The following is a 22,825-nucleotide window of genomic DNA, read 5'->3' as shown; positions in this document are numbered from 1 at the left end:
CAAAAAGACTAAATATTCCGTTCCTCATACTCAAAGGGCTCTTCACAAGAGTACATGTCATGGAAAAATCCCTTATACGGGATATCGTCCTCCAGACATTTTATGAGATACGACAATTCCTCGTCACACTCCGGTTCCTCACCAGCGTTCTGCATTACCTCGAAAGCATCCACAATACTCTCCATAATGTCTACTTGAATAAATAAGGGCAGCCTATCCAACATTGAATCTTCCACTTTGGTCTCGGATCTATATCCCGCGAGGACAGTTTCAAAATAATCATTCATAAACTTTCTGCGTTTACCAGCGTCCGGTTCAAATTGAGTCCAGCCCACTCCGTGAGTCCAGAGACTTGCTAGGTCACACATATACCACCCGAAACATGAATTATCGAAATCATATACGGTTATTTGCCCAGTATCAAAATCTATCGAATAATTCCCATCGTTATAATCAAAATGGATCATACCGAACGTCTCCTGATTAATTCCCAATCCTTTTAAAGTATTGAGGATCTGTACCATTTTCCCCTTAACCAAGGGTAAGGAGTCAGGAATCAGTCTATCGATATATTCAGCATTAAATTTATCAAAAAAACTATAACGGCGATGAACAGGCGTATATCCTTTTGATATATGGTGCAGCTTCCCCAGAACTTTACCGCAATTATAATAATATTCAGTAATCGGAGCTCCATCCCGGTACTGATAATGATTTTCCACAAGCGTCTTGCCCTTGGCCTTTTCAAATAGGCAGACAAAAAAAGTGCGGTTATTGTGAGTGATTTCTTCTAGCAGGTTTCCCTTCTTGGAGCTGACTACATCCGCGACAGTTCCACCATGCTCGAATAAATACCTGATATACTCCACTTCTCCCAGAAAATCTTCCCGGCTTCTGTCAGGCAAAAAAGCGATTCTTAGTATCTTGGCGTTGACACCTTCTTTCTCACAGGTGTATACGACATTCCTGCCGCCCTCATGTGGCGGTATCTGCCGGATGACAAAGCCTTCTAATCCGAACAATTCTGATACTGCTGTAAGTAAATAGGTATCTCCGATTGAAACAACTTCGTTGTAGTTTATAACTATCTCTCCTTTTCGTACAACCATCATTTATGAATACCAAAAGAGCATACCTCAATAGCGGCAAGCTCAATGGACTTTTTTGATCATTTTAAGCATTGTTCACTCTGATGGGCGCAAACCATTCCATTTCACAATATTGTCCATCATATGCATCCGTGTCAATTTTTTCGAAGAAGAATTCGCTATCCAGAAGTTCGTATCTCCCATTGTGCTCCTGGACAAGCCTATCGATGGCAGTATACAGCGCCTCTGCGCGTAATTCGCTAATTTCCTCGTAATGATGGTTCCCAATATAGCGAAAGCTCACACACATAGAAGCAGGGACTGTGTCACCTGTAAAACCGTCTGGAATATCGTTCAGATCCCTTACACGCATAGACGGTAGATAGTGCGTCCAACTAAGCGATGAATCAGGTTTCCTCGTTAGACCGTAAAAGATATTAGATTCTACTGGATCAGGAACATTATGCCGATTGCCCCACCAAAACTGTTTGGCCACTTCGGGTGCTTTTGTCGGTGCTTCAGCAATCTCAATTTGATACATTCGCCCGATTAAATGAAAGGATGGAATCATGACCAATTCCGGCCCGTATAGCATATTCCCGCTAACATTATTCTTTGGAAATAGATTAAGAGGAGGTGTTAAGTGAATGTTTCTGCCGGAATCTCTACATTCACCAGGCGTAAGCCCATATTCGCGTTTAAACGCACGTATGTAGGTTTGCTCATGTTCATAACCGCATTCCATAGCAATGTCGAGGACCCGCTTCTCAGTTTTCATCAAATCCTCTAAGCTGACGGCTAGCTTTCGAGAGCGGATATAGCTTTGTAGCGGCACGCCAAAAGCGAACTTGAAAAGTCGACGCAAATGAATAGTGGAGATCGGGAGATCGTTCAGATATTCTGTCTCGCTCGTACCAGAAATATTTTCTTCTATTCGGGATAGGAGATCAGAAAGGAGTTTGTATGGTTGTATAGCCGATGTCACTCTCCTGGTATGTTTTTGTTCCTAAAATTCTAAACCGAACATATTTGCTACTAGTGAAATCATACCACAAGGTGGAAATTATTGTCGCTTAATTGAAGGGCTAGAATCCTTATAAATTATCGAATTTCCTGCTATTCTGTACGTTAGCTAAGACCGCTTCAAGCAATTTTTGCTACATATATCATATTCATGACCTAGAGCCAAGACCCTTATATCTAACATATTTCATTCCAACTCTAAAACTGATTCGCCACTAATTATCGTACCGTTATTCTTACCTTCACAAATTTCTTTCATCGAGCCTGGTTTATCGAAGTTAAACACATGCATTGGCAGATTGTAGTCTCTTGCTAAAATGAAAGCTGATTGGTCCATTACCTTTAAGTTGTGTTTTAAAACGTCGTTGTAATGAAGCGAACGAAATTTCCTTGCATCTTTATCAAATTTAGGGTCTGCATTAAGAACACCATCAACACCTTGCTTTGCAACTAATAAAGCGTCACAATTAACCTCGATGGCTCTTTGTACTGAAGGATAGTCTGTTGTAACGTAAGGTTGACCGTTCCCCCCTGCAAAAATTACAATATAGCCTTTTTCTAGATGGTGGATTGCTCTTAGACGGATGTATGGTTCTGCAACTGAAGTAATAGGTATTGCCGTCATTACTCGTACTTCCTTTTTGGTCTTGGCTTTAAGAACTCCACGAAGCATTAAACTATTTACTACAGTCGCAAGCGTCCCAATGTTATCAGCTTCTGCCCTTTCTATCCCCCAGCTTTCCGCCATATTACCTCTGAAAATGTTACCCCCACCTATAACTAACGATACTTCAACGCCTAAGTTTACTACTGACATAATTTCATCCGCAATATGGTCTAACCTTTCTGGCTCAAAACCAAATTCAGAGTTTCCTGCTACTGCTCCACCACTTAGCTTAACGAGAACCCTTTTGTACCTTGACAATTATTACACCCCCATAAAATAAAAACACTAAAGCAATAAATGCTTTAGTGTTCTAATGGAATGGAAATATGAAATTACGCAAGTCGACTGAATGTAAGTCTTCCGTTTCCACCTCATACTCCCACCCCTTGATGTTTTTTCCATCAAGTAATTTTACATTACGTGAAGGTAAATTGCAATTACCGTAACCTACATATTTTACTTGTTATCGTATCGCTTCGCCAGACCGCACCAGAAGCCATTCTGGTGTGTTCTACACCTTACTTCCACGGGCTTCTCAACGGTAATAACGAAGGTTGAACCAGTGAAACAAAAAGACTTACTTCACTCAATCATAAACAAGATCACTGTTAACATTGGGAACAACCCCGACGAAAGAAGCGTCAAGGACATTGAATTGTTCTTTGACGCTTCAATTAACGACGACTTTGTGCTTACTTGTGATACCGTTCACCGTATCATCTTTAAAGCGAAATTGAAAGGCACCCGTTTGGGGCCTTTGGGTGCCTTCACTTGGATCTCACTTCAACGACAGAGTATGGGCATGGGATACGCGAAACGAGTCAATGATAAAGACTCCCTCGACCTTTGGCAATTGAGATTTAAGTCCTGTTACACACTACACATGATTGATTTAGAAGTTCAGTGAACGTCCAATGGTTCGGTTCCTGCAGGACAAAGGGCTGAAATTTATCGCTGATTATTTCCCTGTACTCGTCTGCTTTTTGAACTGCGATGAAATTTTTGATAACCTTCTCTTTAATCATTGCTCTCACAGTGCTGGATAACTCCATAGCCAAGATAATTTTCGGAATAGAGCATTCAACTTGTCCACACGAACATTTTCGGATAAATATGCAGCCAATTTCCCCATGCCAGAGATACCTGCGCCTGTAGAAATACCGCTCCCAACAACAAGTACAGGATTTAATTTAAATGTATATTTTATAAAATCAGAATACTTGTTTTTTCATAGCGTTGTCTCCTTGGATCGAAGCATTAGTCTCATTCATGCTCATAGTTCGACATTTCTCATGAAAAACCTGCTGCCAATTAAGAGGCGTCTAAAAACAAGATATCGTTCTTAAAATATGTAGTGTTATCCATTTTTCGTTATTCAACGGTCGACTGTTTCGAGCTTTTCATGATGGATGGCAGATGTTTCTATACCTCCTATGGAAAAGGCAGGAATTTACCGATGAAAGCTAGAATGATAGAAATTATGTCGAAAATACTAAAATGCTGCTAAGGAGTTACCTTATGATACGAGTTTATAGGGGCAAGCGATCTGAACCGTTTTATCAAGAGTGGAAAGCCCAAGGACTGCTTTCAGATAAATATAAGTTATCAAGAGACTTCATCGAATTCGTAAATGAAAAGTGTGTTTTCTGTGAAACACAAGGCAACGACGAGAAACTTTTCCTAGATTATTATAGGCCCATAAAGGGGGCAAGAAATTCAACAACAGGCGAACTCTTCAAAGACCATTATCGATGGTTAGAAAATGAGTGGGATAATTTCGTCGTTATTTGTCAGCATTGTCTAAGATCAAAGAGTAATCGATTTCCCGTTGAAGGAAGATTGGCACCGATAGACGCATCCGAAAAAGAATTACTTAAAGAAAAAAGATTATTGCTCAATCCGTTTATTGATCATCCAGAAAAACACTTCTTTTATGAAAGAAACGGAAAAATCGGTTCACATACGCAAAAAGGTCTCACATCGATTGACGTTCTAAGTTTGAATCGAGTCGATTTGGTGGCAAGAAGAAACGTGGAAAGTAAGAAGTTTGAAGCCCTCTGCGAGCAATATTTGCAGTATCAAGACGATTCTAGCTTGCTCTACGCTATCGAAGAGAATGTTTCTCCACATGCAGGTATGGCAGGTCTTAAAAGATTTTTGCTCGCGGAAATGATCGAGTCGGGCCAGATGCCGAATAGGAAAGAGCTACTGAGCCCCTTACGTCGAAAGATTGGTACGAATCCCCGTTATTACCAATTGGGGCCGGCTAAAAAGCCTGCAACAATGGAATCAAATATCATTGAAAACCGCGATTTTAACGATCCAAATGGCAGACTGCTCATTCGGGACATATACGGTAAGCAAAGATTCATTGAATCCGTAGAGATTTGCAATTTTCGGGGTATCAAACACATACATCTCGATTTCAGTCGAAGTAAAAGCAAAACGGCCCCATGGTTAATGCTTCTCGGCGAGAATGGGATTGGAAAAAGCTCAATCTTGCAAGCGATCTCGATCACGTTAATGGGACGGCAGGCAAGGGAAGTTCTTAAGTTGAAAGCGCGCGATTTTTTGCGACATGGCGCTGACTTGGGGCATGTCTTCGTTAAATTAACTGGTGAAAATAAACCGGTGAGACTTCTTCTGAGTCAAGGTAGCGATGGGTTTGAAGGAGAACATCACATTTCTCCGAGAGTGTTGATCCTTTCCTACGGTTCGACAAGATTATTGCCGCCAATAAATTATCCGCAAACTAACGACGAACAATGGGTACGCGTAGAAAATCTATTTAATCCTTTTGCTCCTCTAGTCAATGTAGAACAATACTTAACAAGTCTGCAAGAAGAGGATTTTATTAAAATGAGGGAAGCCATCGAATCATTATTTCTTGAACCGGTGCTGTTATCTCGTGAACCCAATGGAATCCTATTCGAATTTATTGAGAAGAAGGAAATGGTACTTTTGAGGGATCTTAGCGACGGGTTCAGAACCATTATTGCACTAGCGGCGGATATCATGATGGTTATGAAAACGAGATGGAACAGCATGGATGCGGAAGGAATCGTCCTTATCGATGAATTAGATGCACATCTCCATCCTCGATGGAATATCGAAATTGTCATTCGGCTCCGTAAAGCATTTCCTATGGTTCAATTTATTGCGACGACGCACAATCCATTAACGTTACGAGGTCTTGATCAAGGTGAACTGTCAGTCATCTTGGAAGATAACAATCGCAACACTGTGATTAGTCAACAATTGCCCAACCAAAAGGATCTGATGATCGACGAAATACTCACTTCGAAGCTGTTTGGATTAAATAACACTTCTCCCGAGATAAATGAAAAATTTAATGAATATTATCTTCTCTTATCCGATCCCAACCCTACTAGAGAGCAGCAAGAGGAGATTAAAAAATATCAATTAGAACTACATACCGCAAGCATGATGGGGACGACGATGCGTGACCGCTTATTCTATGACGCGATTGATCTCTATTTAGCCCATCAAAAGCATAGAAATAGCGAATTAATTGAACGAGACCTTCAGCACGGGATTATGGAGGCCATTGAATTGTTAGAAAGGAAATATTTATTATGATCTACGTAGAAAGAAAGGAGAGACCTGCAATCCTTGATCTAGAAGATCAAGGATCTAAAGGATATATTGAATATCAGGCTGCTCTTACACATTTTAGAACAAATGACCGAGCATTTAACTTCGATGTATATTCAGATCCAAAGGTTAAAGAAGCACTCATCGGCATGTTCCACGGCAAGTGTGCATATTGCGAACGTGAAGTAATTTCCATTGACTATGGGGATGTTGAGCACTTTCGCCCAAAACAAGCTTACAGAAGGGCAAAGGGTCAAGACCTCATTTATCCAGGGTACTACTGGCTCGCAATGGATTGGAACAATCTGTTGCTATCTTGCACTAAATGCAATCAAAAGTATAAAAAAAATCTATTTCCTATAGTTGATGAAAGTCAACGTAAAACGACACATGACGCGCAAATGCAAGAAGAGCCGCTGCTTATCGACCCCTGTAATAAGAATGACGATCCAGCAGCTCATTTCGAATATACTACTGCGGGAGTTATCCAATCCAAGACAGATAAAGGAAAGACATCTATACAAGTATATGGGCTTCATCGCAAAGAATTAAAAGATCGAAGAGAGAAATTCGTTAAGAATATTGAGGATCGGAAAGCTCAGGTGATTCAGTATATTCAAAATGTAAAACTTTTCAGTCGACTGCCTGCGGATCAAGAGATCGCTAAAGCCATTGAGAACAACCTTCGCGATCTGAAGATCTGTTTTGAATTTTTACATAAATCGGTTAACGATCCAACGGAAGAATTCCAAGGCATTGCCCGTAAGTTTGCTACCGATTTTATTACGCGACAAGAGCCGGTTGTGCGCCCGTTGTTGGAGTTATTCGGGAAAATGACAGGAGAGCCCCAAGTACTTGCCAAATAACCTTGGAGCATCTTCAATAGCCACTTTTCTAAACTCTTGAGGTAACAGTTGCTCCACTAGTTAGTATCACCATTGGCATAATATAGAATATTCTCATTCTTCTTTACCACAACAATCACTCGATCATAGTTTGTTGATACTTTTACCGATATCTCAAACTCTATTAAAGAAAGATAAAGGGCGTCTTTCTACTAATATCTACTTATACTTCGCCTTTCTTAGAAAACAACCTACAATTTCGCCCTACTTGTGATACGGTTCAGCTTAACGGGTCTATCGGCGAAAAATCGACCTAAGTGTGCCACTGCATAGGATTTTCCACTGTTTTGCTCATAAAATTAAACAAAGCTCCACGATTTCAAAAATCGATTATGAATCATGTCGGTCAGGAGCAGATCTACAAACCCATAGATCCTTCCTTATATCAGTCTGTTATCGAGTTTTCTTCCCTATTCACTTTTTAACGATAAAGGTAACCGTGGTGCCTTGATGGAGGTTGCTTCGGATTTGCAAACCGCTGCCATAAAGCTGCTTTAGGCGGCGATTAGTATTAGTCAGACCTATGCCTGATTTTCGTCTGGATTCTTTACCCTCCAGCTGCTGGAGGGTCTGATTATCCATCCCAACACCATTATCTGCCACTGACACCTCAGCGTAGGAGCCAAGATCCAGAATTTGAATATGAATGCTCCCGCCTTCGGTACGCTTCAAGATGCCATGGCGGATGGCATTCTCAACCAGCGGTTGGATCGAAAGCGGGGGAATAAGAAGCTCCATGCTCTCATCGATATTCCAAGTTACTTGAAGACGTTCTTCAAAACGTTCTTTTTCAATGAACAGGTAAGATCGAACAAGGTCCAGTTCATTATTCAACGGGATCAAACGCTCAGAATTGCGGAAATCAAAGCTTCCCTGGAGATATTTACCGAATTCAACAAGCAAATTGTGCATGCGGTCTGAGTCAAACTCACTTAAAGCTGCGATGGAATTCAAAGTATTGAATAGAAAGTGCGGCTGAATTTGCGCTTGAAGCCATGCTCCTTCCATCCGCAACCGATCGCTGATGGATTTTTTGATTTCGGTCAATGATCTCACACGTGACCTCAGCTCCATCGCATCAACAGGCTTTGTCACATAATCATTAGCTCCCGCCAGAAAGCCTGCCTCAATATCCTCGGGCCGATTGCGTGCAGTTAGCAGTAGGATTGGCTGCTCCGATACAGAAAAACGATCACGTATGGACCGCGTAACCTCATAACCGGACATAAGGGGCATCATCACATCGGTAATAATTAAATCCCACTCTTGAGAATCCAGATAAGCTAATGCCTCAGCCCCGCTTGTAGCTGTTACGATATCATATCGCTCTATAGACAGAACATTGACCAAGATGCTCAGGTTAATTGGGTCGTCATCGATAGCTAAAATTTTAGGCCTATCTTCAGCTAATGTAGTATTAACTTCGGAAATTAAGCTTGAACTAGCTGCTGCGGTCTCTAAATAGCCTGAAGAGAGCAGAGCAACAGAATCAACATCATCTTGATTACGAGAAATATCAGATAAAGGCAAGGTTAGAGTGAAAGAGGAGCCTTGACCTGGTGTGGAGCTGACAGAAAGCGTTCCATGGTGCAGTTCTACAAGCTGCTTACAGATGTTTAATCCCAGTCCAAGTCCAACTACACTTGCGGTTTGTTCCCCTTCACCTTGCTCATAGGGTTGAAAAATTCTTTGCTGTGTTTCCAGATCCATCCCAATTCCAGTATCCGTGATATGTATGTGGGCTTTATGATCTATAATTTGTGCCCCTATTGTGATAGAGCCTTCGTTAGTGAATTTCACAGCATTATGCAGCAGATTAAACAGGATCTGAATCAGGCGATTCTCATCTGCGATAACGTAGGGGAAATTATCCGGGATGTTATGAATAAGTCGAATGGATTTGCCTTCCGTCATAAATCGCAGCATATCCAATACGCCTGTAGCAAGGGTTTGCACTTGAATATTCTCGACCTGAAGCCGCACACGGCTCTCTTTAAGCATCGTTACATCCAGCAAATCATTCAGCAAGAAGGACATCCGTTTTCCTACAGAAATAAGCAGCTTCATATGTTCTTTATTTTTATCTTCATCATATCTGCTTTCGCTATTTAGGACGGTTTGGGCTATATTGAGCATGCCGTGCAATGGGTTTCTCAGCTCATGAGAGGTATTAAGCAGAAAGTCATCTTTCAGCTTATCCGCTTTTTGAAGCTGCTCTGTGAGCTTTGCTCTCTGCAAGTTGGAACGAACATAACCTCTAAACCAGAAGGCACCAAAGGCGACACTGGTAATGACCATATCGAAAGGGTAGAAGTTCATTTCAATGATGCCTGTATTTTTAATAACGCCCCAGATCGAACTCGTTGTTAAACCCGTTAAACCGAATAATAAATAAATCGCATCTTCATTGCCCTTTCTAACTGAACGGTATATTAGGACTGGGAGCACAAAGAAAGGGACAACGATTATAAATGTATGAAGAGTATCAGCAAGCATGATCGTTTTGACCGGCAGAATCAGCACAAATAAGGCATAAACTGCACATAGGATTGAATACCAACGGAAGCTCTTATAGGTTGCATATTCGGGCAAAAGCAATTTGATATATTGAGTCATAAACGCGGCGACGCCAAGATATGCCAGGTAATATAGCTTTAAAGTCCAATGGTAGTTTACAGCAGACCAAGCCGGCAATAACCGATCATCGTCGATCAGGATAGTGATAATAGCACAAAGCATCAGTATCACAAAATAGAGCAGTGCTCTCTGTCTAGTTCCCATCCAATATAAGATTAATGCATAGATGACATGCATCAGAAGGAGAAGACAAACCGCTACCTGTGCGACTACTGAAAATCCGACAGCCTTGTCGATAGCACGATCAGTGCCGAATTTAACAGGAAAAAACAGACCTCCCGACAAACGGTCGGTATAGTTTGCTACAACTATAATAATTTCGATCTCGTTCTGATCGGTGGCAAAAGAAGCGGTATAAGGCACATTGCCAGCGGTGTATTGCTCTGCGTTAGCGGCAGGATTACCGGAATGGGCCAACAAGCGTCCATTGACATAAAGCTTAGAGGAGGAAGCGATACTGGGCATACGGATACTAAACAATTGGTCTTTATCAGGATCGATCAGGAGCCGTAAACGGTAGCTTCCGTAACCGAAGGTTGGATTTTTATCGTCATCTATAGCGTTGTTCCAGGTTCCCGGTACATCAATAAACACTTTATCATCGGGGATGAAGTGCTCGCTATTGTTCTTCTGTTGAAGCAATAAACGAGGATAAAACTCCCACTGCCCATCGAGTGATAGCGTACGATTGTCCGTGAAGTCCCAATTTCGTAAATCCAATTCACCCTTAATGGCATGAAGATGATCAGGAGTAGTTTGAAAAAGTATCCATATGATTCGCATTGCCGTTAGGATTAGGAAAAAGCAGCCGACTTTGAAAAGAAATTTTTTTCTGGTTATCATAAGCATATCTTCGACAAAAAATGCTGTATTCCTCCCGTTAATGAAATGAACAAGCACCGTTTCACATTATTACCGCCTTTTTAGCCCGAATTAAGCAGCGAAAATACGCCTAGGTGTGCCGCGGCGGCGTTCCGGGCTTAATGGCAACTTGTGCATTTTGCAATTCGGCTCTGAACCGAACTTTCTACAGCAAATTTTTCGCCGTCACTTATGATAAGGTTCCCCCCGATTTATCTTCACCGCGCGATAAATCTGCTCCACCAACACCAGGCGCATGAGCTGATGGGGCAGCGTCATGCGCCCGAAGCTCATGCGCTGCTGCGCGCGGCGCATAACATCGTCGGAGAGCCCGTGGCTCCCTCCGATAACAAAAACAACATGGCTCGTCCCATAGGTGCCGAGCCGGTCGATCTCTCCGGCAAGCTCTTCCGAGCTCCAGAGCTTGCCGTCGATCGCGAGCGCAATGACATGCGCCTCGCTTTTAATCTGCGCGAGGATACGTTCGCCCTCGCGCCCCTTCACCTGCACCACCTCTGCTTCGCTCAGAGAGTCGGGTGCTTTTTCATCCGCTACCTCAATCACTTGGAATTTGAGGTAAGGCGTCAGCCTTTTCGCATATTCCGCGATGCCATCAATCAAGTACTTTTCCTTCAATTTACCTACGCCAATAATCTGAATTAACATATGACCCTCCATCTGTTTGCTTACAACACTATGTCTAAAATCTATCTTCTTTCATGGGGTGTAACTCCAGCGAAAGGCCCTGGCGTCACTATGGTAGCATGTCTAAACTTCCAGTCGCTCTTGCCCCAGACTTTTTCTCTATAAACCGCTTCTACCGATTCAAATCTGAAACTCTTACTCCTACAGCTCCAAGCTCTTGTCTCCGCCTACTCCCCTGCTCCCCGCAACTCCACCATCCGCGCCAGAATCCTTCTCTTCCGGTACAGCATCCGCGCAGCCTCACCTACATCCTCAATCGTTTTGCGATTGGTATAAGCGCCAAAAACAATTCCCGCCACCGGGACCATCTGCAACAGCTTTTTCCAACCGAAGTTGTCCCGGTATACGGTGATGACTTCGTGCCAGCCCTTGATTTTGGATACGGCCGCGTTTGTTCCTTCCAGGATATCGCCGCTGCCTCCTGCTTGCAGATTCAGCTCTTCCAGAATCGCCTGCTTACCCACGATGTCTGAGGAAGCAAACTGCATCACTTTTACCGTGAATACCCGTTCCGCCTTATCGGTCGGATCATAGCCATAGCACAAGCCGATCTCCTGAATAACCTTCAGGGATAGGCCTAGAATAGCCGGAATATCTACTGCCAGGGTGAACACGCCGCCAACTCCAGTGGTCGCCCCCTGAATCGTCGCTGTCTCCCGTCCATTCTCGATGAGCTGAAGTGCTGACGCATCCATGACAGACAAGGAATAAGGACCTCGCTCCGACCCGCCAGCGGCCTGACTTTGGGAAGCCACGAGGGTTCCTACCTTACGTCCCGCTACCAGATAGTTGCCACCGTTCTGGATATAGCCCCCCAATTCGTCGAGCAGTTGGCCTATTTTATCGTGAATAATCTTCGGTGTAATCTTGTCCAGTAATTTAAAAGGGAGACGGGACATGCGGTCCCAGATCATCAGCTTTTTCTGCTCTTTTTCCCACTTCGTGACCTCAGCCAGTGCGGCTTCAAGCCGATCCAGTGTCTCTAACTGTGCAGATGGATGTTGTGGATGCGCCATTTTGAGAACCTCCCTAATGGTATACGGGGCTTAGCTGCCCCTGATCAAATCATCTTTATTTAAAAGATATACGTCTGAGCAGATGATCAGGTCCATATTTCAGTCCACCCTGTGACCATTCCCCGATTACCGCCCAGCGTAATTCCGCTGCTGCCGCTTTTCTTTTAGTGTACCACAATGTGCCGTCCTTCAAGACAGCCGTACGTATACGCACAAAAGCACCCGCTACCCGCGGATGCTTTTTATATAGATAAATTCGATCCCATTACACCAGAAACATTGCCACAATCGTCGTCACCGCCAGCCCCAGCAGTACAGGCTTCAGGTTGCGCCGGGCCAGCTCGAACGGACTAACACCGCAGATGGCGGCTGCCGGAATGAGCGCCCACGGGATCAGCGTACCCCCGCCGACCCAGATCGCGGCCACCTGCCCCAAAGCGGTCAGCGTTGCTGCCCCGGTATGAATAGCAGATGCGAATAGCTGCGCAATAGAGCCAGCCAGTGAAATCCCGGAGAAGCCCGAACCATCCAGCCCGGTGATCGCCCCGATCACAGTCATGGTGACAGCGCCCACCGCACCGTTAAGCGGAACATGGTTCGCCAGCGCCACACCGAGGTCGTTCACGATGCCGTGCGAGGCATCCGGGAGTACTTTTCCGAACAGTTCCGTGAACGCCGAATCACCCAGATAGAAAAAAGCCGCAATCGGAATCACCGGACCAAACACCTTGAATCCAAAAACAAATCCTTCTATTAAATAGGATGTGATCTTTTCGAGCCCCCGGTTGCGGTGGGCCAGCATGGTGATGGCGATCAGAATGAGTACCGCCGTGCCGCCAACGAGCGCTGTGGCATCCCCGCCTTGCAGTTTCAGAACGAACATCGCAACAACATCGACTAGGAATAGAAGCGGGATGACGATCGCCAGCGTTTTTTTGCCACGGGGACTAATCAATAACGGCCCTATGAGCTGTTCACCCACCTCCGTGAGCGTACTACCTCCTTTTACCGTGACCAGCCCATCCCGCCACATTCCATTCTTCTGATCTCTGCGCATCAGCCAGAACGCCGCCACCGTCGTAACCACCCCCATAACAATCACGAGCGGGACACTGGCCTCCATTACACTGCTTACCGGGAGTCCGGCTGCGTCTGCGGTGAGTTTGGGGGCGCCCTGAATAATGTAATCCCCGGATAGCGCGATACCATGACCGAACAGATTCATCGCCATGGCCGCGCCCAGCGCAGGCAGACCGACACGAACCGCAACAGGCAGCAATACAGCACCGATCAGAGCGACCGCCGGCGAAGGCCAGAAGAATAGGGACGTCACCATCATAATGATGCCAATTCCCCAGTAAGCCATGGACGGCGTACGAATGAAACGGCTGAGCGGCGCAACCATCGTCTCATTGATCCCGGTAATAATCAGTATCCGGCTCATCGCTACAATAATGGAGATAATCATGATCGTACCGAGCAGCTCTTTGGTCGCATAGACAAAAGAATTGAAAATCCCCGACACCGAACCGCTCAGCGTATTCGTCGCTAATAGGCCCAAGGCAAAAATCCCAACCACACAGATCATTGTTGTATCCCGCCGCCGGATCAGTAGGCCAAGGATGAACACAATGAACACCAGATACACATAATGGATCGCTGATAGCTCAATCCCCATGATCGTGCGCCCCTTTCTCACCTGTAACTCAGTAGGTGCTATATGCTATGCAGGGGCATGGGCGAAAGTTCGACATCAGGTGCCTATAGGGGAAATAAAAAGGGGCATTTTTTAGCTGCTAATCGCATGGCAATTTCTTGGACTTAACTATCCATTAACCTCATGCAAATTAGTTTAGAAGCATAGCTTAAAGATGAGACTGAAACAGAAAATAAATGTTATAATTTGTATATAACGTCCAGTTTCAAGGAGGGGAGTAAATGAACAGAATAAAGCAAAACATGCCCGCTTTGCTGATTATTTTAGGTGTTGTCTTATTTTTCTTGGTATTCAGTAGAGCTCATACATCCGCTATTGTTCAACTCTCAGAGATATCAAAAGATAGTATTGTTGTAATAAACGCGGTTGGAGAAAAAACAAAAGTGAGAGTGCCTTCTAAAATTGACACCAGTACTCTTAATGAGCAATCTTATTATTTTGTAAGCTATAGCTCAAGTTTTTTTCAACGGAACCGCTTTGATAAAATAGAAATATCACACTAAAAGAGGGAGGGCACATTGCTCATCTCACTCAAACAGCAAACCCTCCATAAATACCGCGATATTATTGGAAGTTTGGAAGCCAGGTGGCTATCCCTGACCCTATATTGAGCATTAAAAAAAGAACGTGAACACTCACGTCCTTTTCATCATCTTATCATTTACGTACAGGCCTTTTACACGACCAAATACTCAGCATTCTTCTCACATTCCGCACATTTCGCCGGCGGGTCCCAGTCAGAGAACTCCGTTTCCTTCAGATCCACAACATCCGGTGCGTCTTCGTACTCGTCCACAAACCTGTCAATGGCTAGCTCCACGTGTTCCTTACACACTACATACATTCAACCAAGCATCCCTTTCTGTGCCGCTGCGGCGTAATACTCCTTCTACTGTTCTACCACACTTCCAGGTAAAAGGGAACTCCCCGCCGTCGATTCCTGTCATTTCCTTAGAGGTGGATGTAATTTTGGAAATTATACCCGATAATATAAGAATGCTGTTGCAAATATTACTCGGAGGATTCCAATGTTCATAACGATAGGATACGTCTCTTTTAGTCTGTTCACTGCAGGCCTCTTTATATTCCGGGCTATCAAACAAAAGTTCACCAAGTACTACAGAGAGAATGTAGGGTTACTCTTTTCATTCATAATAGTAGGCCTTAACCTCAAGGCTCCCATTGAAATAAAAACTGTATGCACTCTACTACTCCTGTTAACATTCATGTACGGAACTACCCAAAGATAACCCCTATTGCAACGCTGTGAAAAAATAACCCCGTCAGACTTTTACCTGACGGGGCTTTATCTTGATCTGTATTCCGCTTCGGGTTACACTTCCACTCTCAATCTCTTCCATGATCCAACGACTTTACACGTCTTCTTATTAGCCCAGGAACTGCACCGGCCGATCCAGCTCATACAATCTACGGTAACGCGGCTCCTTCTCCAGCAGCTCAGCATGAGTGCCGCGCATTTCGACAGTTCCATTCTCCATAAAAATCACTTCGTCCATCAGTTCCGCACCCACAAGGTGGTGCGTGACCCAGACCAGCGATTTTCCGGCCATTGCCTGGAACATCGTCGCCAGCAGCTCGCGCTCGGTGCGTGGGTCGAGACCCACGGTGGGCTCGTCGAGCACGACGACCGGCGTATTCTGGAGCAGGATGCGCGCTAGCGCGATCCGCTGCCGTTCGCCGCCGGAGAAGCGCTGCCCGGCTTCGCGGACGGGCGTGTTATAGCCCTCCGGCAGGGAAGAGATCAGGCTGCCCAGCTTCGCCAGCTCGCCAGCAGCCCGGATCTCTTCCTCGGAAGCCTGCGGATTCCCCAGCCGGATATTGTTCGCCACTGTGGTGTCGAACAAGTGCGGACGCTGATTGAGCACCGCAATCAGCGAAGGGATGTCGTCGCCGTAGGACGCGGCGGCCCGCCCGTTAATCTCAGCCGTACCTTCCATCGGCTGAATCACACCCTGAATGACCTTCAGCAGCGTCGATTTGCCCGCTCCGCTGCGTCCGATGATCGCGATCTTTTTCCCCTGCGGGATATCCAGGCTTAGATCGCGGACAGACCAAGCATCATCGGTTCCGTACCGGTAGCCGACATTCTCCAGCCGGATGTGAGTCTCAGCCATACTACCATGTAGGCTGTGGCCTTCATTACTAGCTTGCCCCGTAGTCGTCGAAATGTCGCGCCCACCAACAGTCACTCTAATTTTCGCTATTCCAGCACTTTGCATACGTACTTCGTCCAATGCTTCTGTACTACTTCCAGCCGCTGACGCTACTTCCAATGCACCAGCACTTACCGTACGGGCTCCCTGCGCATTCTTTTCTTTCACTATAGCGCTCTGCGTGAGCACCCCATCCTTCTCCTCCACCCCGGACAAGCGCTCCAGCGAGTTCCGGTACTGCGGAATCTTCTCCACCGCTTCCGAGACCGGCAGGAAGGCATCCGCCACTGGAAAGACCACCAGCACGAACGCTGCGATCAGCGTTCCAGCAATGGCTCCGTTAGCATATTCTCCCCCTGCCCAGTAAAGCATCGACAGCACGCCGATCCCGACAATAGCCTGCCCGATAAACATCCGCAGACGGGCCCAGCCTCGCAGCCAGCCATCGGTACGAGCCACTTTGCGCTCATCGGATTCATAGGTCTCTACAAACTGGCTTTGCCGTCCGCTGATCATCCAGTCGCCCATGCCTAGTACAGCATCGGTCAGCTTCTGGTAGAGACGGTTACGCTCCTGCTTCACTTCACGCTGCCGTCTTTGTGTGAACAACAGCGAGACCAGTGGCAGCACAACCACCAGCACCAGAATGTACAAGCCCATCAGAAGCGCGAAGGCCAGATCGAAGGTACCGAGCGCTATAACCGCTCCGCCATACAATAACAGCGCGATAATACTAGGAAAGACGGTACGCAGATATACGTTCTGCAAATATTCAATATCGTCGGCCAGCATGCCGAGAATGTCGCCAGTCCGAAAACGTGAGGACAAGAACAACGCTTGTGGCTCCAGTATATGATACAGGCGGACACGCATCTTGGACAGAATCCGCAGGATCGTGTCATGACCGACCAGCCGCTCCACATAGTGGATCACTGCCCGGCTTGTTCCGAAGGTGCGCACACCGACGATCGGTACATAGATCATTAATATATTTTCCGGCGGGATGGATGCCTTGGAGATCAGGAACCCTGAGGTGTACATCAGAGAAGAAGCCGAGAACACCGTTAGTGCCCCAAGGATAATAATCAGCACAAACCGCCAGAAGTATGAAGATACATAAGGGGCAAACCATCCTTCTCGTTTCAATGGATTCCCTCCAATTGCGATTGAATAAGCTCATAATAGGCACCCTTGCGAGCAATCAGTTCCTGGTGGGTGCCAGTCTCAGCTACTTGCCCCTGCTTCATCACGACAATGAGGTCCATATCGACCATCCAGTGCAGGCGATGTGTCGCGAGGAAGACCAGCTTCCCGGCAAACAGTGGAAGCATCGTTTCCTTGAGCTCGTACTCTGTTTCAATATCCAGATGGGCGGTCGGCTCATCCAGCAGCATAATCGGGCGGCTGCTGAGCAGAGCGCGAGCCAAAGCCACCCGCTGTTCCTGTCCGCTGCTGAGGGAACGACCTCCCCCGCCGATCATTTCGTCTAGTCCACTCGGTAAAGAATCTACCAATCTCGATAATCCGGCTTCGCTGATGACTCTGCGAACATCCTCTAGCGAGGCTTCCGGGTAATAGAAGCGCACATTATCTGCAAGCGTACCACTGAAAATATAAGGCCGCTGCGGGATATAAGCGGTCTGCTTCCGCCAGGCTTCGTCTGTCAGCGAACTAAACGTGTTATTGCCCACGGTAATACTGCCAGAAGTAGGATGCAGAAAGCCGCCCAGGATATCCACCAATGTGGACTTCCCTGCTCCACTCTCCCCAATAATGCCGATCTTGGCCGCTCCAGCGAACCGCAGATTGACCCCTTCCAGTGAGGATGGACCGCCTTCTTCATACTTCACGCCAACGTCATTCAATTGTAAGATGGCATCGTTAGTCCAAGCAAAGTCGGAAGCAGCGGACGGCTTCCCCACAGGGGCGGTGTCAGCAGTTTCAGCGCGACCAGCACTATCGGCATTATCAGCACTACCAACACTGCCAGCACTACCAACACTGCCATCACTACCAACACTGCCATCACTACCAACATTAATAACACGTCCAGTTCCACCCTCCGTCAGCTTCACCGCCTGCACGGTCTCCCGGTCGATAATACTCTTCATGGCCTCACCCGCTTCCTTCCCGTCCAGCGTAGCGTGGAAGTCTGCACCCACGAGCCGGACCGGCAGGAAATACTCCGGTGCCAGGATCAGAATGGTCAGCCCGGTGACCAGCGTCATCTGCTCATTGACCAGCCGCAGTCCAAGACTAACGGCTACAGAAGCTACCGAGAGCATGGTGAAGAAATCCAGTGCGAAAGAAGATAGAAACGCCACACGCAAGGTGCGCATCGTGGCCGAGCGATAACGATCGCTCACCTGGGCAATACTCTCGCTATGACTACGACTGCGACCGAGAAACTTCAGCGTCTCTAACCCCCGCAACGAATCGACAAAGTGATTCGACAGCGTCCGATAGGACTTCAGCTGACGATCCATTTGTTTACGCGCAGTCATACCGATCAAGATCATGAAGACAATAATGATCGGCATCGTCACGGTGAGAATCACGCCGCTTGTCGTATCTTGCGTGTACACATAGACGAGCACCAGCAGCGGTGTGACCGACATGCCGACCATCCGTGGAATAATCAGCTCCAGATAAGTGCGGAACTTCGTTACGCCTTCCAATACCAGTGTAACCAGCGTGCCGGTTCCCCGGTCGCCTGCCAATCTCGGCCCTAGCTGGAACAGCTTATCCATCATCTGCTGCCGCATGCTGCTTCCGGTGGCTTCCGCGAACCGGTAGGATACCCTGCTCATCAGCAGAGCGCACACATGGCGCACCAGAAACGCAAGAAGGAACAACAGGGAAGTACCCCATTGTTCCTTCAGCGGTGCTCCCGCAAACAGCGCAGAGACAACTTCCGCCAGCCATTTGGCCAGTAGAAGAATGGACAGGCTTTGCACCAGGGTTAGGAAGCCGACGATCAGGAAGACCGGCTTAACTCCTTTGTACCCAAGCAAATTTTTATCCATTAGTATTCAAGATGCTCCTTCTCGTGAACCCGTTTGTGAAAGATAAAATAACTCCAAATCTGATAACCTAGTACGAACGGTAGCAGCGTCAACGCCACAATCGTCATGACCTTCAGTGAATAGTGTCCGGAAGCCGCATTCGTGATTGTCAGGTTGAACGCCTGATCAATAGAGCTGATCATCACTCGTGGGAACAATCCCACGAAGATGGAAGCCACCGACAGAGCGAATACCGCTCCCGTCATGCCGAATGCCCAGCCGTCCTTCTTTTTCAACATGAAGTAGCCCGCCAGTACATATGCAATAATACCCAATATTACTATACTCAGAAGCAGTGTTCCACGCTTTTCAAAAATATCAGTCATGAAGTAGGTCATGACCACAAAACTCAGCAGCAGTACGCCGAGTGGAATCAGCAGCTTCTGTCCTAGTTTGCGGGCCCGAACCTGTAGATCGCCAATCGTACGCAGCGTCGTGAACATCAGGCCGTGTACCAGACAGAGCAGAACTACTGTAATCCCGGCAACTACGGTGTAGATATTGACGATATCCGTGAATCCGGCATACATCTGCATGTTCGCGTCAATCGGCAGGCCCTTGATGAAGCTTGCAAAGACAACAGCCAGCAGGAATGGCGGAAGGAAGCTACCAAGGAAGATGCAGACATCCCAAGTTTTTTTCCAGGCCAGGGAATCGCGCTTGCCCCTGAATTCAAATGCTACACCCCGAGCGATCAGCGCCAACAGCGCGAACACAAAGGGAATATAGAATCCACTGAACAGCGTCGCATACCAGTTCGGAAAGGCCGCGAACATCGCGCCCGCACCAGTCAACAACCATACTTCATTGGCATCCCAGAATGGCCCGATCGAGTTGATCAGCACCCGGCGTTCCGTATCATTCTTGGCCAGGAACTGTGTTTCCATTCCTACGCCAAAGTCAAAACCCTCCAGGAAGAAGAACCCGATGAACAGAACCGCAATCAATACAAACCACAATTCATTAAGAGAAAGCATGGGATCCCTCCTTGTTATATGGATCATGCGAATCGCCGTGATCGTTATCCATCGCATAAGGACCTTTTTTGATAACTTTGATGAACAAGCCGACCAGTACCAGACCCAGAATTAAATAGATTGTTGTAAAAGAAATCACTGAGAACAGTACCTGTCCGCTAGTAATATTAGGCGACACACTGTCTTTGGTCTGCATCAAGCCAAATACGGTCCACGGCTGACGACCAAATTCGGTCATGATCCAGCCCGCTGTATTAGCGATTGGTGGAAGCAATAGTCCCCATAACATGAAGCGCATGAACCAGGTGTTCGGACGATCCATCTTTTTACGCCAAATCAAGTACATTGCATACAGACCAAGCACCATCATTAGCGTACCCGCAGCGACCATGATCCGGAAGCTCCAGAAGGTAGTCCGTACCGGAGGGATATAATCCCCAGGTCCATACTGCTGTTCATATTCTGCCTGCAATTGGTTCATCCCTTTAACTTCACCGGAGAACTTACTGTAAGACAGGAAGCTAAGCAAGTATGGGATTTTGAATTCACCACTGTTGGTCTTGTTCGTAGGGTCAATACTCGCCCACACCGTCCAAGGTGCAGGATCGCCGCTATCACCCCATAGTCCTTCAGAAGCCGCCATCTTCATCGGCTGAGTCTCTACCAGGTATTGTGCCTGGGCATGTCCTGCCACTGCTACACCCACAGAAGAGATAATGCCGACAATCGCCGCAATTTGGAAAGATTTCTTAAAGAAAGATACTTCCTGTTTCTTCAGCAGCTTGTAGGCACTGATACCCGTTACAAGGAACGCGCCTGTAGCGTAGGCCGCCAGCACCGTATGTGGGAACTCCACCAGCAATTGTCCGTTCGTAATGAGAGCGAAGATGTCATTCATTTCTGCACGCCCATTGTTGATCTCGAAGCCCACCGGATGCTGCATGAAAGAGTTCGCCGCTAAGATCCAGAAGGCTGACAGCATCGTACCGAGCGCAACCATCCAGATGGAGAGCAGATGCACCTTCTTAGAGACTTTGTCCCAACCGAAGATCCACAGCCCGATAAATGTAGACTCCAGAAAAAAGGCCAGAAGAGCTTCCACGGCCAGTGGTGCACCGAACACGTCACCGACGAATCGTGAATAATCTGACCAGTTCATCCCGAACTGGAACTCCTGCAGAATACCTGTAACTACCCCGACCGCAAAATTTATGAGGAACAGCTTTCCCCAGAATTGCGCCATTCTCTTGTACTCTTCATCGCCTTTTCTTACATACATAGTCTCCATGATCGCAATCAAAAGCGCTAGCCCAATAGACACTGGCACAAAGAAATAGTGAAAAATTGTCGTCGACGCAAATTGAATACGTGACAGCATGATTGTATCCATATTTCTCCCCTTCCCTTTCCCTTATCAATACGTCTATTTTGTCAAAAATTTTAAGGGTAACGTGTGATGTAAATCACATTATACGCTCTAATTTAGCTATAAAAATATAAATTTTGTGACAAATATCACAAAGTAGTGACAAGAAAGCAAAAAAAATAAGACGGTTTAACCGTCTTGGAGTTTGTGCGTTATTCTATACTAGGCTTGGCTCATAAAGGCGCCCGTCACGTAATGGAAATACCTTTCTTCAGCGACTTTAGATCACCGTTGGAATTGAGCAGCAGCGGCAGCATCTTCATACTGCGGACCATCGGAGCGTTGCAGAGACGACAAGAAGGTACAGTGTCAAAAGCAAAATTGTCCCTCATCCATCCATTGCACCCCTCGTTCGTACAGGCCCAAATCGCGGTATTCTCTTCCGGGATTTCCTCCACGGGTTTCTTCCGGTAGTTCATTGCCGTTCCTCCTTCCTTTATGCCACAAGTGGATTAACGATACATGATACCCCAAAATGTTAAGATTTATGCTTACACCTCTATAATAATAAGAAAAGCCCCAATACGGAGCCTTTACATAGGTGTTGAATTCTGTTAAAAAAAGACCGTCCCAACTTTCAACAAGCGGGGACGGTATCTTCTATTATTACAGTTTTACAACGTTTTCGGCTTGTGGACCACGGTTGCCTTGAACAACGTTGAATTCAACGCGTTGGCCTTCGTCCAAAGTTTTGAAGCCTTCGCCAGTGATCGCACTGAAGTGTACGAATACGTCGCTACCGCCTTCAACTTCGATAAATCCGAATCCTTTTTCAGCGTTGAACCATTTAACTGTACCTGTTTGCATGTGTGTAACCTCCACAAATTTAAATTAATATGTTCTTTTTATCTTCAAACAAAGAAAAAATTCACACATTGAAAAAGGTTGTATATTACTTAAATTGACAGCCCTTTTCAACGCGAGAATTAGGTATCAAATGTATGATTGT

The 22,825-nt window shown here is 46.2% G+C and carries 19 protein-coding genes; 4 read left to right on the top strand and 15 right to left on the bottom strand.

Going from position 1 to position 22,825, the window contains the following annotated elements; genetic code table 11:
• Positions 1-8: 8 nt before the first annotated feature.
• The 3 genes from ACFORK_RS11225 to pyrH form a co-directional block, all read right to left on the bottom strand.
• Positions 9-1,109: a phosphotransferase enzyme family protein gene (locus ACFORK_RS11225; protein WP_379199343.1), complete on the bottom strand. Its 1,101-nt coding sequence runs from the start codon at positions 1,107-1,109 to the stop codon at positions 9-11.
• A 64-nt stretch (positions 1,110-1,173) separates the two neighbouring features.
• Positions 1,174-2,073, bottom strand: coding sequence for a helix-turn-helix domain-containing protein (locus ACFORK_RS11220; protein ID WP_379198747.1), 900 nt, complete (start codon positions 2,071-2,073; stop codon positions 1,174-1,176).
• 225 nt (positions 2,074-2,298) lie between these two features.
• A complete protein-coding gene (gene pyrH / locus ACFORK_RS11215) occupies positions 2,299-3,036 on the bottom strand; it encodes a UMP kinase (RefSeq protein ID WP_301880595.1) in 738 nt (245 codons plus the stop codon).
• Between the two features lie 304 nt (positions 3,037-3,340).
• Between pyrH and ACFORK_RS11210 the strand changes: the two genes are divergently transcribed.
• The 3 genes from ACFORK_RS11210 to ACFORK_RS11200 all read left to right on the top strand — a co-directional run bounded on the left by ACFORK_RS11210 (position 3,341) and on the right by ACFORK_RS11200 (position 7,259).
• On the top strand, positions 3,341-3,685 hold the full coding sequence (locus ACFORK_RS11210; RefSeq protein WP_379198744.1) for a hypothetical protein: 345 nt from the start codon (positions 3,341-3,343) through the stop codon (positions 3,683-3,685).
• 611 nt (positions 3,686-4,296) lie between these two features.
• Positions 4,297-6,378, top strand: a complete 2,082-nt coding sequence (locus ACFORK_RS11205) for an AAA family ATPase (RefSeq protein WP_379198742.1) — start codon at positions 4,297-4,299, stop codon at positions 6,376-6,378.
• On the top strand, positions 6,375-7,259 hold the full coding sequence (locus tag ACFORK_RS11200) for an HNH endonuclease family protein (protein WP_379198740.1): 885 nt from the start codon (positions 6,375-6,377) through the stop codon (positions 7,257-7,259). The genes ACFORK_RS11205 and ACFORK_RS11200 overlap by 4 nt, the downstream gene beginning before the upstream one ends.
• Positions 7,260-7,712: 453 nt before the next feature.
• On the opposite strand, the gene ACFORK_RS11195 is transcribed toward ACFORK_RS11200, so the two are convergent.
• The 5 genes from ACFORK_RS11195 to ACFORK_RS11175 form a co-directional block, all read right to left on the bottom strand.
• Positions 7,713-10,778, bottom strand: a complete 3,066-nt coding sequence (locus tag ACFORK_RS11195; protein WP_379198737.1) for an ATP-binding protein — start codon at positions 10,776-10,778, stop codon at positions 7,713-7,715.
• Between the two features lie 204 nt (positions 10,779-10,982).
• The gene (gene rlmH, locus ACFORK_RS11190; RefSeq protein ID WP_066377914.1) at positions 10,983-11,462 is read right to left on the bottom strand and encodes a 23S rRNA (pseudouridine(1915)-N(3))-methyltransferase RlmH; all 480 of its coding nucleotides are present in this window, start codon (positions 11,460-11,462) and stop codon (positions 10,983-10,985) included.
• Between the two features lie 206 nt (positions 11,463-11,668).
• Positions 11,669-12,517 carry an EcsC family protein gene (locus ACFORK_RS11185; protein WP_379198734.1) on the bottom strand — a complete coding sequence of 283 codons (849 nt, stop codon included), beginning with the start codon at positions 12,515-12,517 and terminating at the stop codon, positions 11,669-11,671.
• A 55-nt stretch (positions 12,518-12,572) separates the two neighbouring features.
• On the bottom strand, positions 12,573-12,731 hold the full coding sequence (locus ACFORK_RS11180; protein WP_379198732.1) for a hypothetical protein: 159 nt from the start codon (positions 12,729-12,731) through the stop codon (positions 12,573-12,575).
• Between the two features lie 51 nt (positions 12,732-12,782).
• A complete protein-coding gene (locus ACFORK_RS11175; RefSeq protein WP_379198730.1) occupies positions 12,783-14,195 on the bottom strand; it encodes a hypothetical protein in 1,413 nt (470 codons plus the stop codon).
• A 260-nt stretch (positions 14,196-14,455) separates the two neighbouring features.
• Between ACFORK_RS11175 and ACFORK_RS11170 the strand changes: the two genes are divergently transcribed.
• Entirely contained in the window at positions 14,456-14,737 is a 282-nt protein-coding gene (locus ACFORK_RS11170) for a hypothetical protein (RefSeq protein ID WP_379198728.1), read from the top strand.
• Positions 14,738-14,910: 173 nt separating this feature from the next.
• On the opposite strand, the gene ACFORK_RS11165 is transcribed toward ACFORK_RS11170, so the two are convergent.
• The 7 genes from ACFORK_RS11165 to ACFORK_RS11135 form a co-directional block, all read right to left on the bottom strand.
• Positions 14,911-15,078, bottom strand: a complete 168-nt coding sequence (locus ACFORK_RS11165; RefSeq protein ID WP_066377900.1) for a CxxH/CxxC protein — start codon at positions 15,076-15,078, stop codon at positions 14,911-14,913.
• Positions 15,079-15,622: 544 nt separating this feature from the next.
• Entirely contained in the window at positions 15,623-17,554 is a 1,932-nt protein-coding gene (locus tag ACFORK_RS11160; RefSeq protein WP_379198725.1) for an amino acid ABC transporter ATP-binding/permease protein, read from the bottom strand.
• Complete coding sequence (locus ACFORK_RS11155) at positions 17,551-19,434, bottom strand: ABC transporter ATP-binding protein/permease (protein WP_379198723.1); 1,884 nt, start codon at positions 19,432-19,434, stop codon at positions 17,551-17,553. Before ACFORK_RS11155 ends, ACFORK_RS11160 begins: the two co-directional genes overlap by 4 nt.
• Entirely contained in the window at positions 19,434-20,450 is a 1,017-nt protein-coding gene (cydB, locus tag ACFORK_RS11150; protein ID WP_379198721.1) for a cytochrome d ubiquinol oxidase subunit II, read from the bottom strand. Before cydB ends, ACFORK_RS11155 begins: the two co-directional genes overlap by 1 nt.
• A complete protein-coding gene (locus ACFORK_RS11145; protein ID WP_379198719.1) occupies positions 20,437-21,840 on the bottom strand; it encodes a cytochrome ubiquinol oxidase subunit I in 1,404 nt (467 codons plus the stop codon). The genes cydB and ACFORK_RS11145 overlap by 14 nt, the downstream gene beginning before the upstream one ends.
• A 224-nt stretch (positions 21,841-22,064) precedes the next feature.
• Entirely contained in the window at positions 22,065-22,295 is a 231-nt protein-coding gene (locus ACFORK_RS11140) for a cold-shock protein (protein ID WP_066377880.1), read from the bottom strand.
• 187 nt (positions 22,296-22,482) lie between these two features.
• Complete coding sequence (locus ACFORK_RS11135) at positions 22,483-22,683, bottom strand: cold-shock protein (RefSeq protein ID WP_039878010.1); 201 nt, start codon at positions 22,681-22,683, stop codon at positions 22,483-22,485.
• Positions 22,684-22,825 lie beyond the last annotated feature (142 nt).

Origin of the sequence: Paenibacillus sp. GCM10012306 (assembly GCF_042649265.1) — a bacterium.
Lineage (GTDB): Bacteria > Bacillota > Bacilli > Paenibacillales > Paenibacillaceae > Paenibacillus_AQ.
This window is presented reverse-complemented; position numbering and strand designations above follow the sequence as displayed.

What these genes read in the sequence shown, in the direction of transcription:
- ACFORK_RS11225 (WP_379199343.1), bottom strand. Translation starts at nt 1,109, where the DNA reads ATGGTTGTACGAAAAGGAGAGATAGTTATAAACTACAACGAAGTTGTT.
- ACFORK_RS11205 (WP_379198742.1), top strand. Translation starts at nt 4,297, where the DNA reads ATGATACGAGTTTATAGGGGCAAGCGATCTGAACCGTTTTATCAAGAG.
- ACFORK_RS11200 (WP_379198740.1), top strand. Translation starts at nt 6,375, where the DNA reads ATGATCTACGTAGAAAGAAAGGAGAGACCTGCAATCCTTGATCTAGAA.
- ACFORK_RS11195 (WP_379198737.1), bottom strand. Translation starts at nt 10,778, where the DNA reads ATGATAACCAGAAAAAAATTTCTTTTCAAAGTCGGCTGCTTTTTCCTA.
- rlmH (WP_066377914.1), bottom strand. Translation starts at nt 11,462, where the DNA reads ATGTTAATTCAGATTATTGGCGTAGGTAAATTGAAGGAAAAGTACTTG.
- ACFORK_RS11185 (WP_379198734.1), bottom strand. Translation starts at nt 12,517, where the DNA reads ATGGCGCATCCACAACATCCATCTGCACAGTTAGAGACACTGGATCGG.
- ACFORK_RS11175 (WP_379198730.1), bottom strand. Translation starts at nt 14,195, where the DNA reads ATGGGGATTGAGCTATCAGCGATCCATTATGTGTATCTGGTGTTCATT.
- ACFORK_RS11170 (WP_379198728.1), top strand. Translation starts at nt 14,456, where the DNA reads ATGAACAGAATAAAGCAAAACATGCCCGCTTTGCTGATTATTTTAGGT.
- ACFORK_RS11165 (WP_066377900.1), bottom strand. Translation starts at nt 15,078, where the DNA reads ATGTATGTAGTGTGTAAGGAACACGTGGAGCTAGCCATTGACAGGTTT.
- ACFORK_RS11155 (WP_379198723.1), bottom strand. Translation starts at nt 19,434, where the DNA reads ATGGATAAAAATTTGCTTGGGTACAAAGGAGTTAAGCCGGTCTTCCTG.
- cydB (WP_379198721.1), bottom strand. Translation starts at nt 20,450, where the DNA reads ATGCTTTCTCTTAATGAATTGTGGTTTGTATTGATTGCGGTTCTGTTC.
- ACFORK_RS11145 (WP_379198719.1), bottom strand. Translation starts at nt 21,840, where the DNA reads ATGGATACAATCATGCTGTCACGTATTCAATTTGCGTCGACGACAATT.
- ACFORK_RS11140 (WP_066377880.1), bottom strand. Translation starts at nt 22,295, where the DNA reads ATGAACTACCGGAAGAAACCCGTGGAGGAAATCCCGGAAGAGAATACC.
- ACFORK_RS11135 (WP_039878010.1), bottom strand. Translation starts at nt 22,683, where the DNA reads ATGCAAACAGGTACAGTTAAATGGTTCAACGCTGAAAAAGGATTCGGA.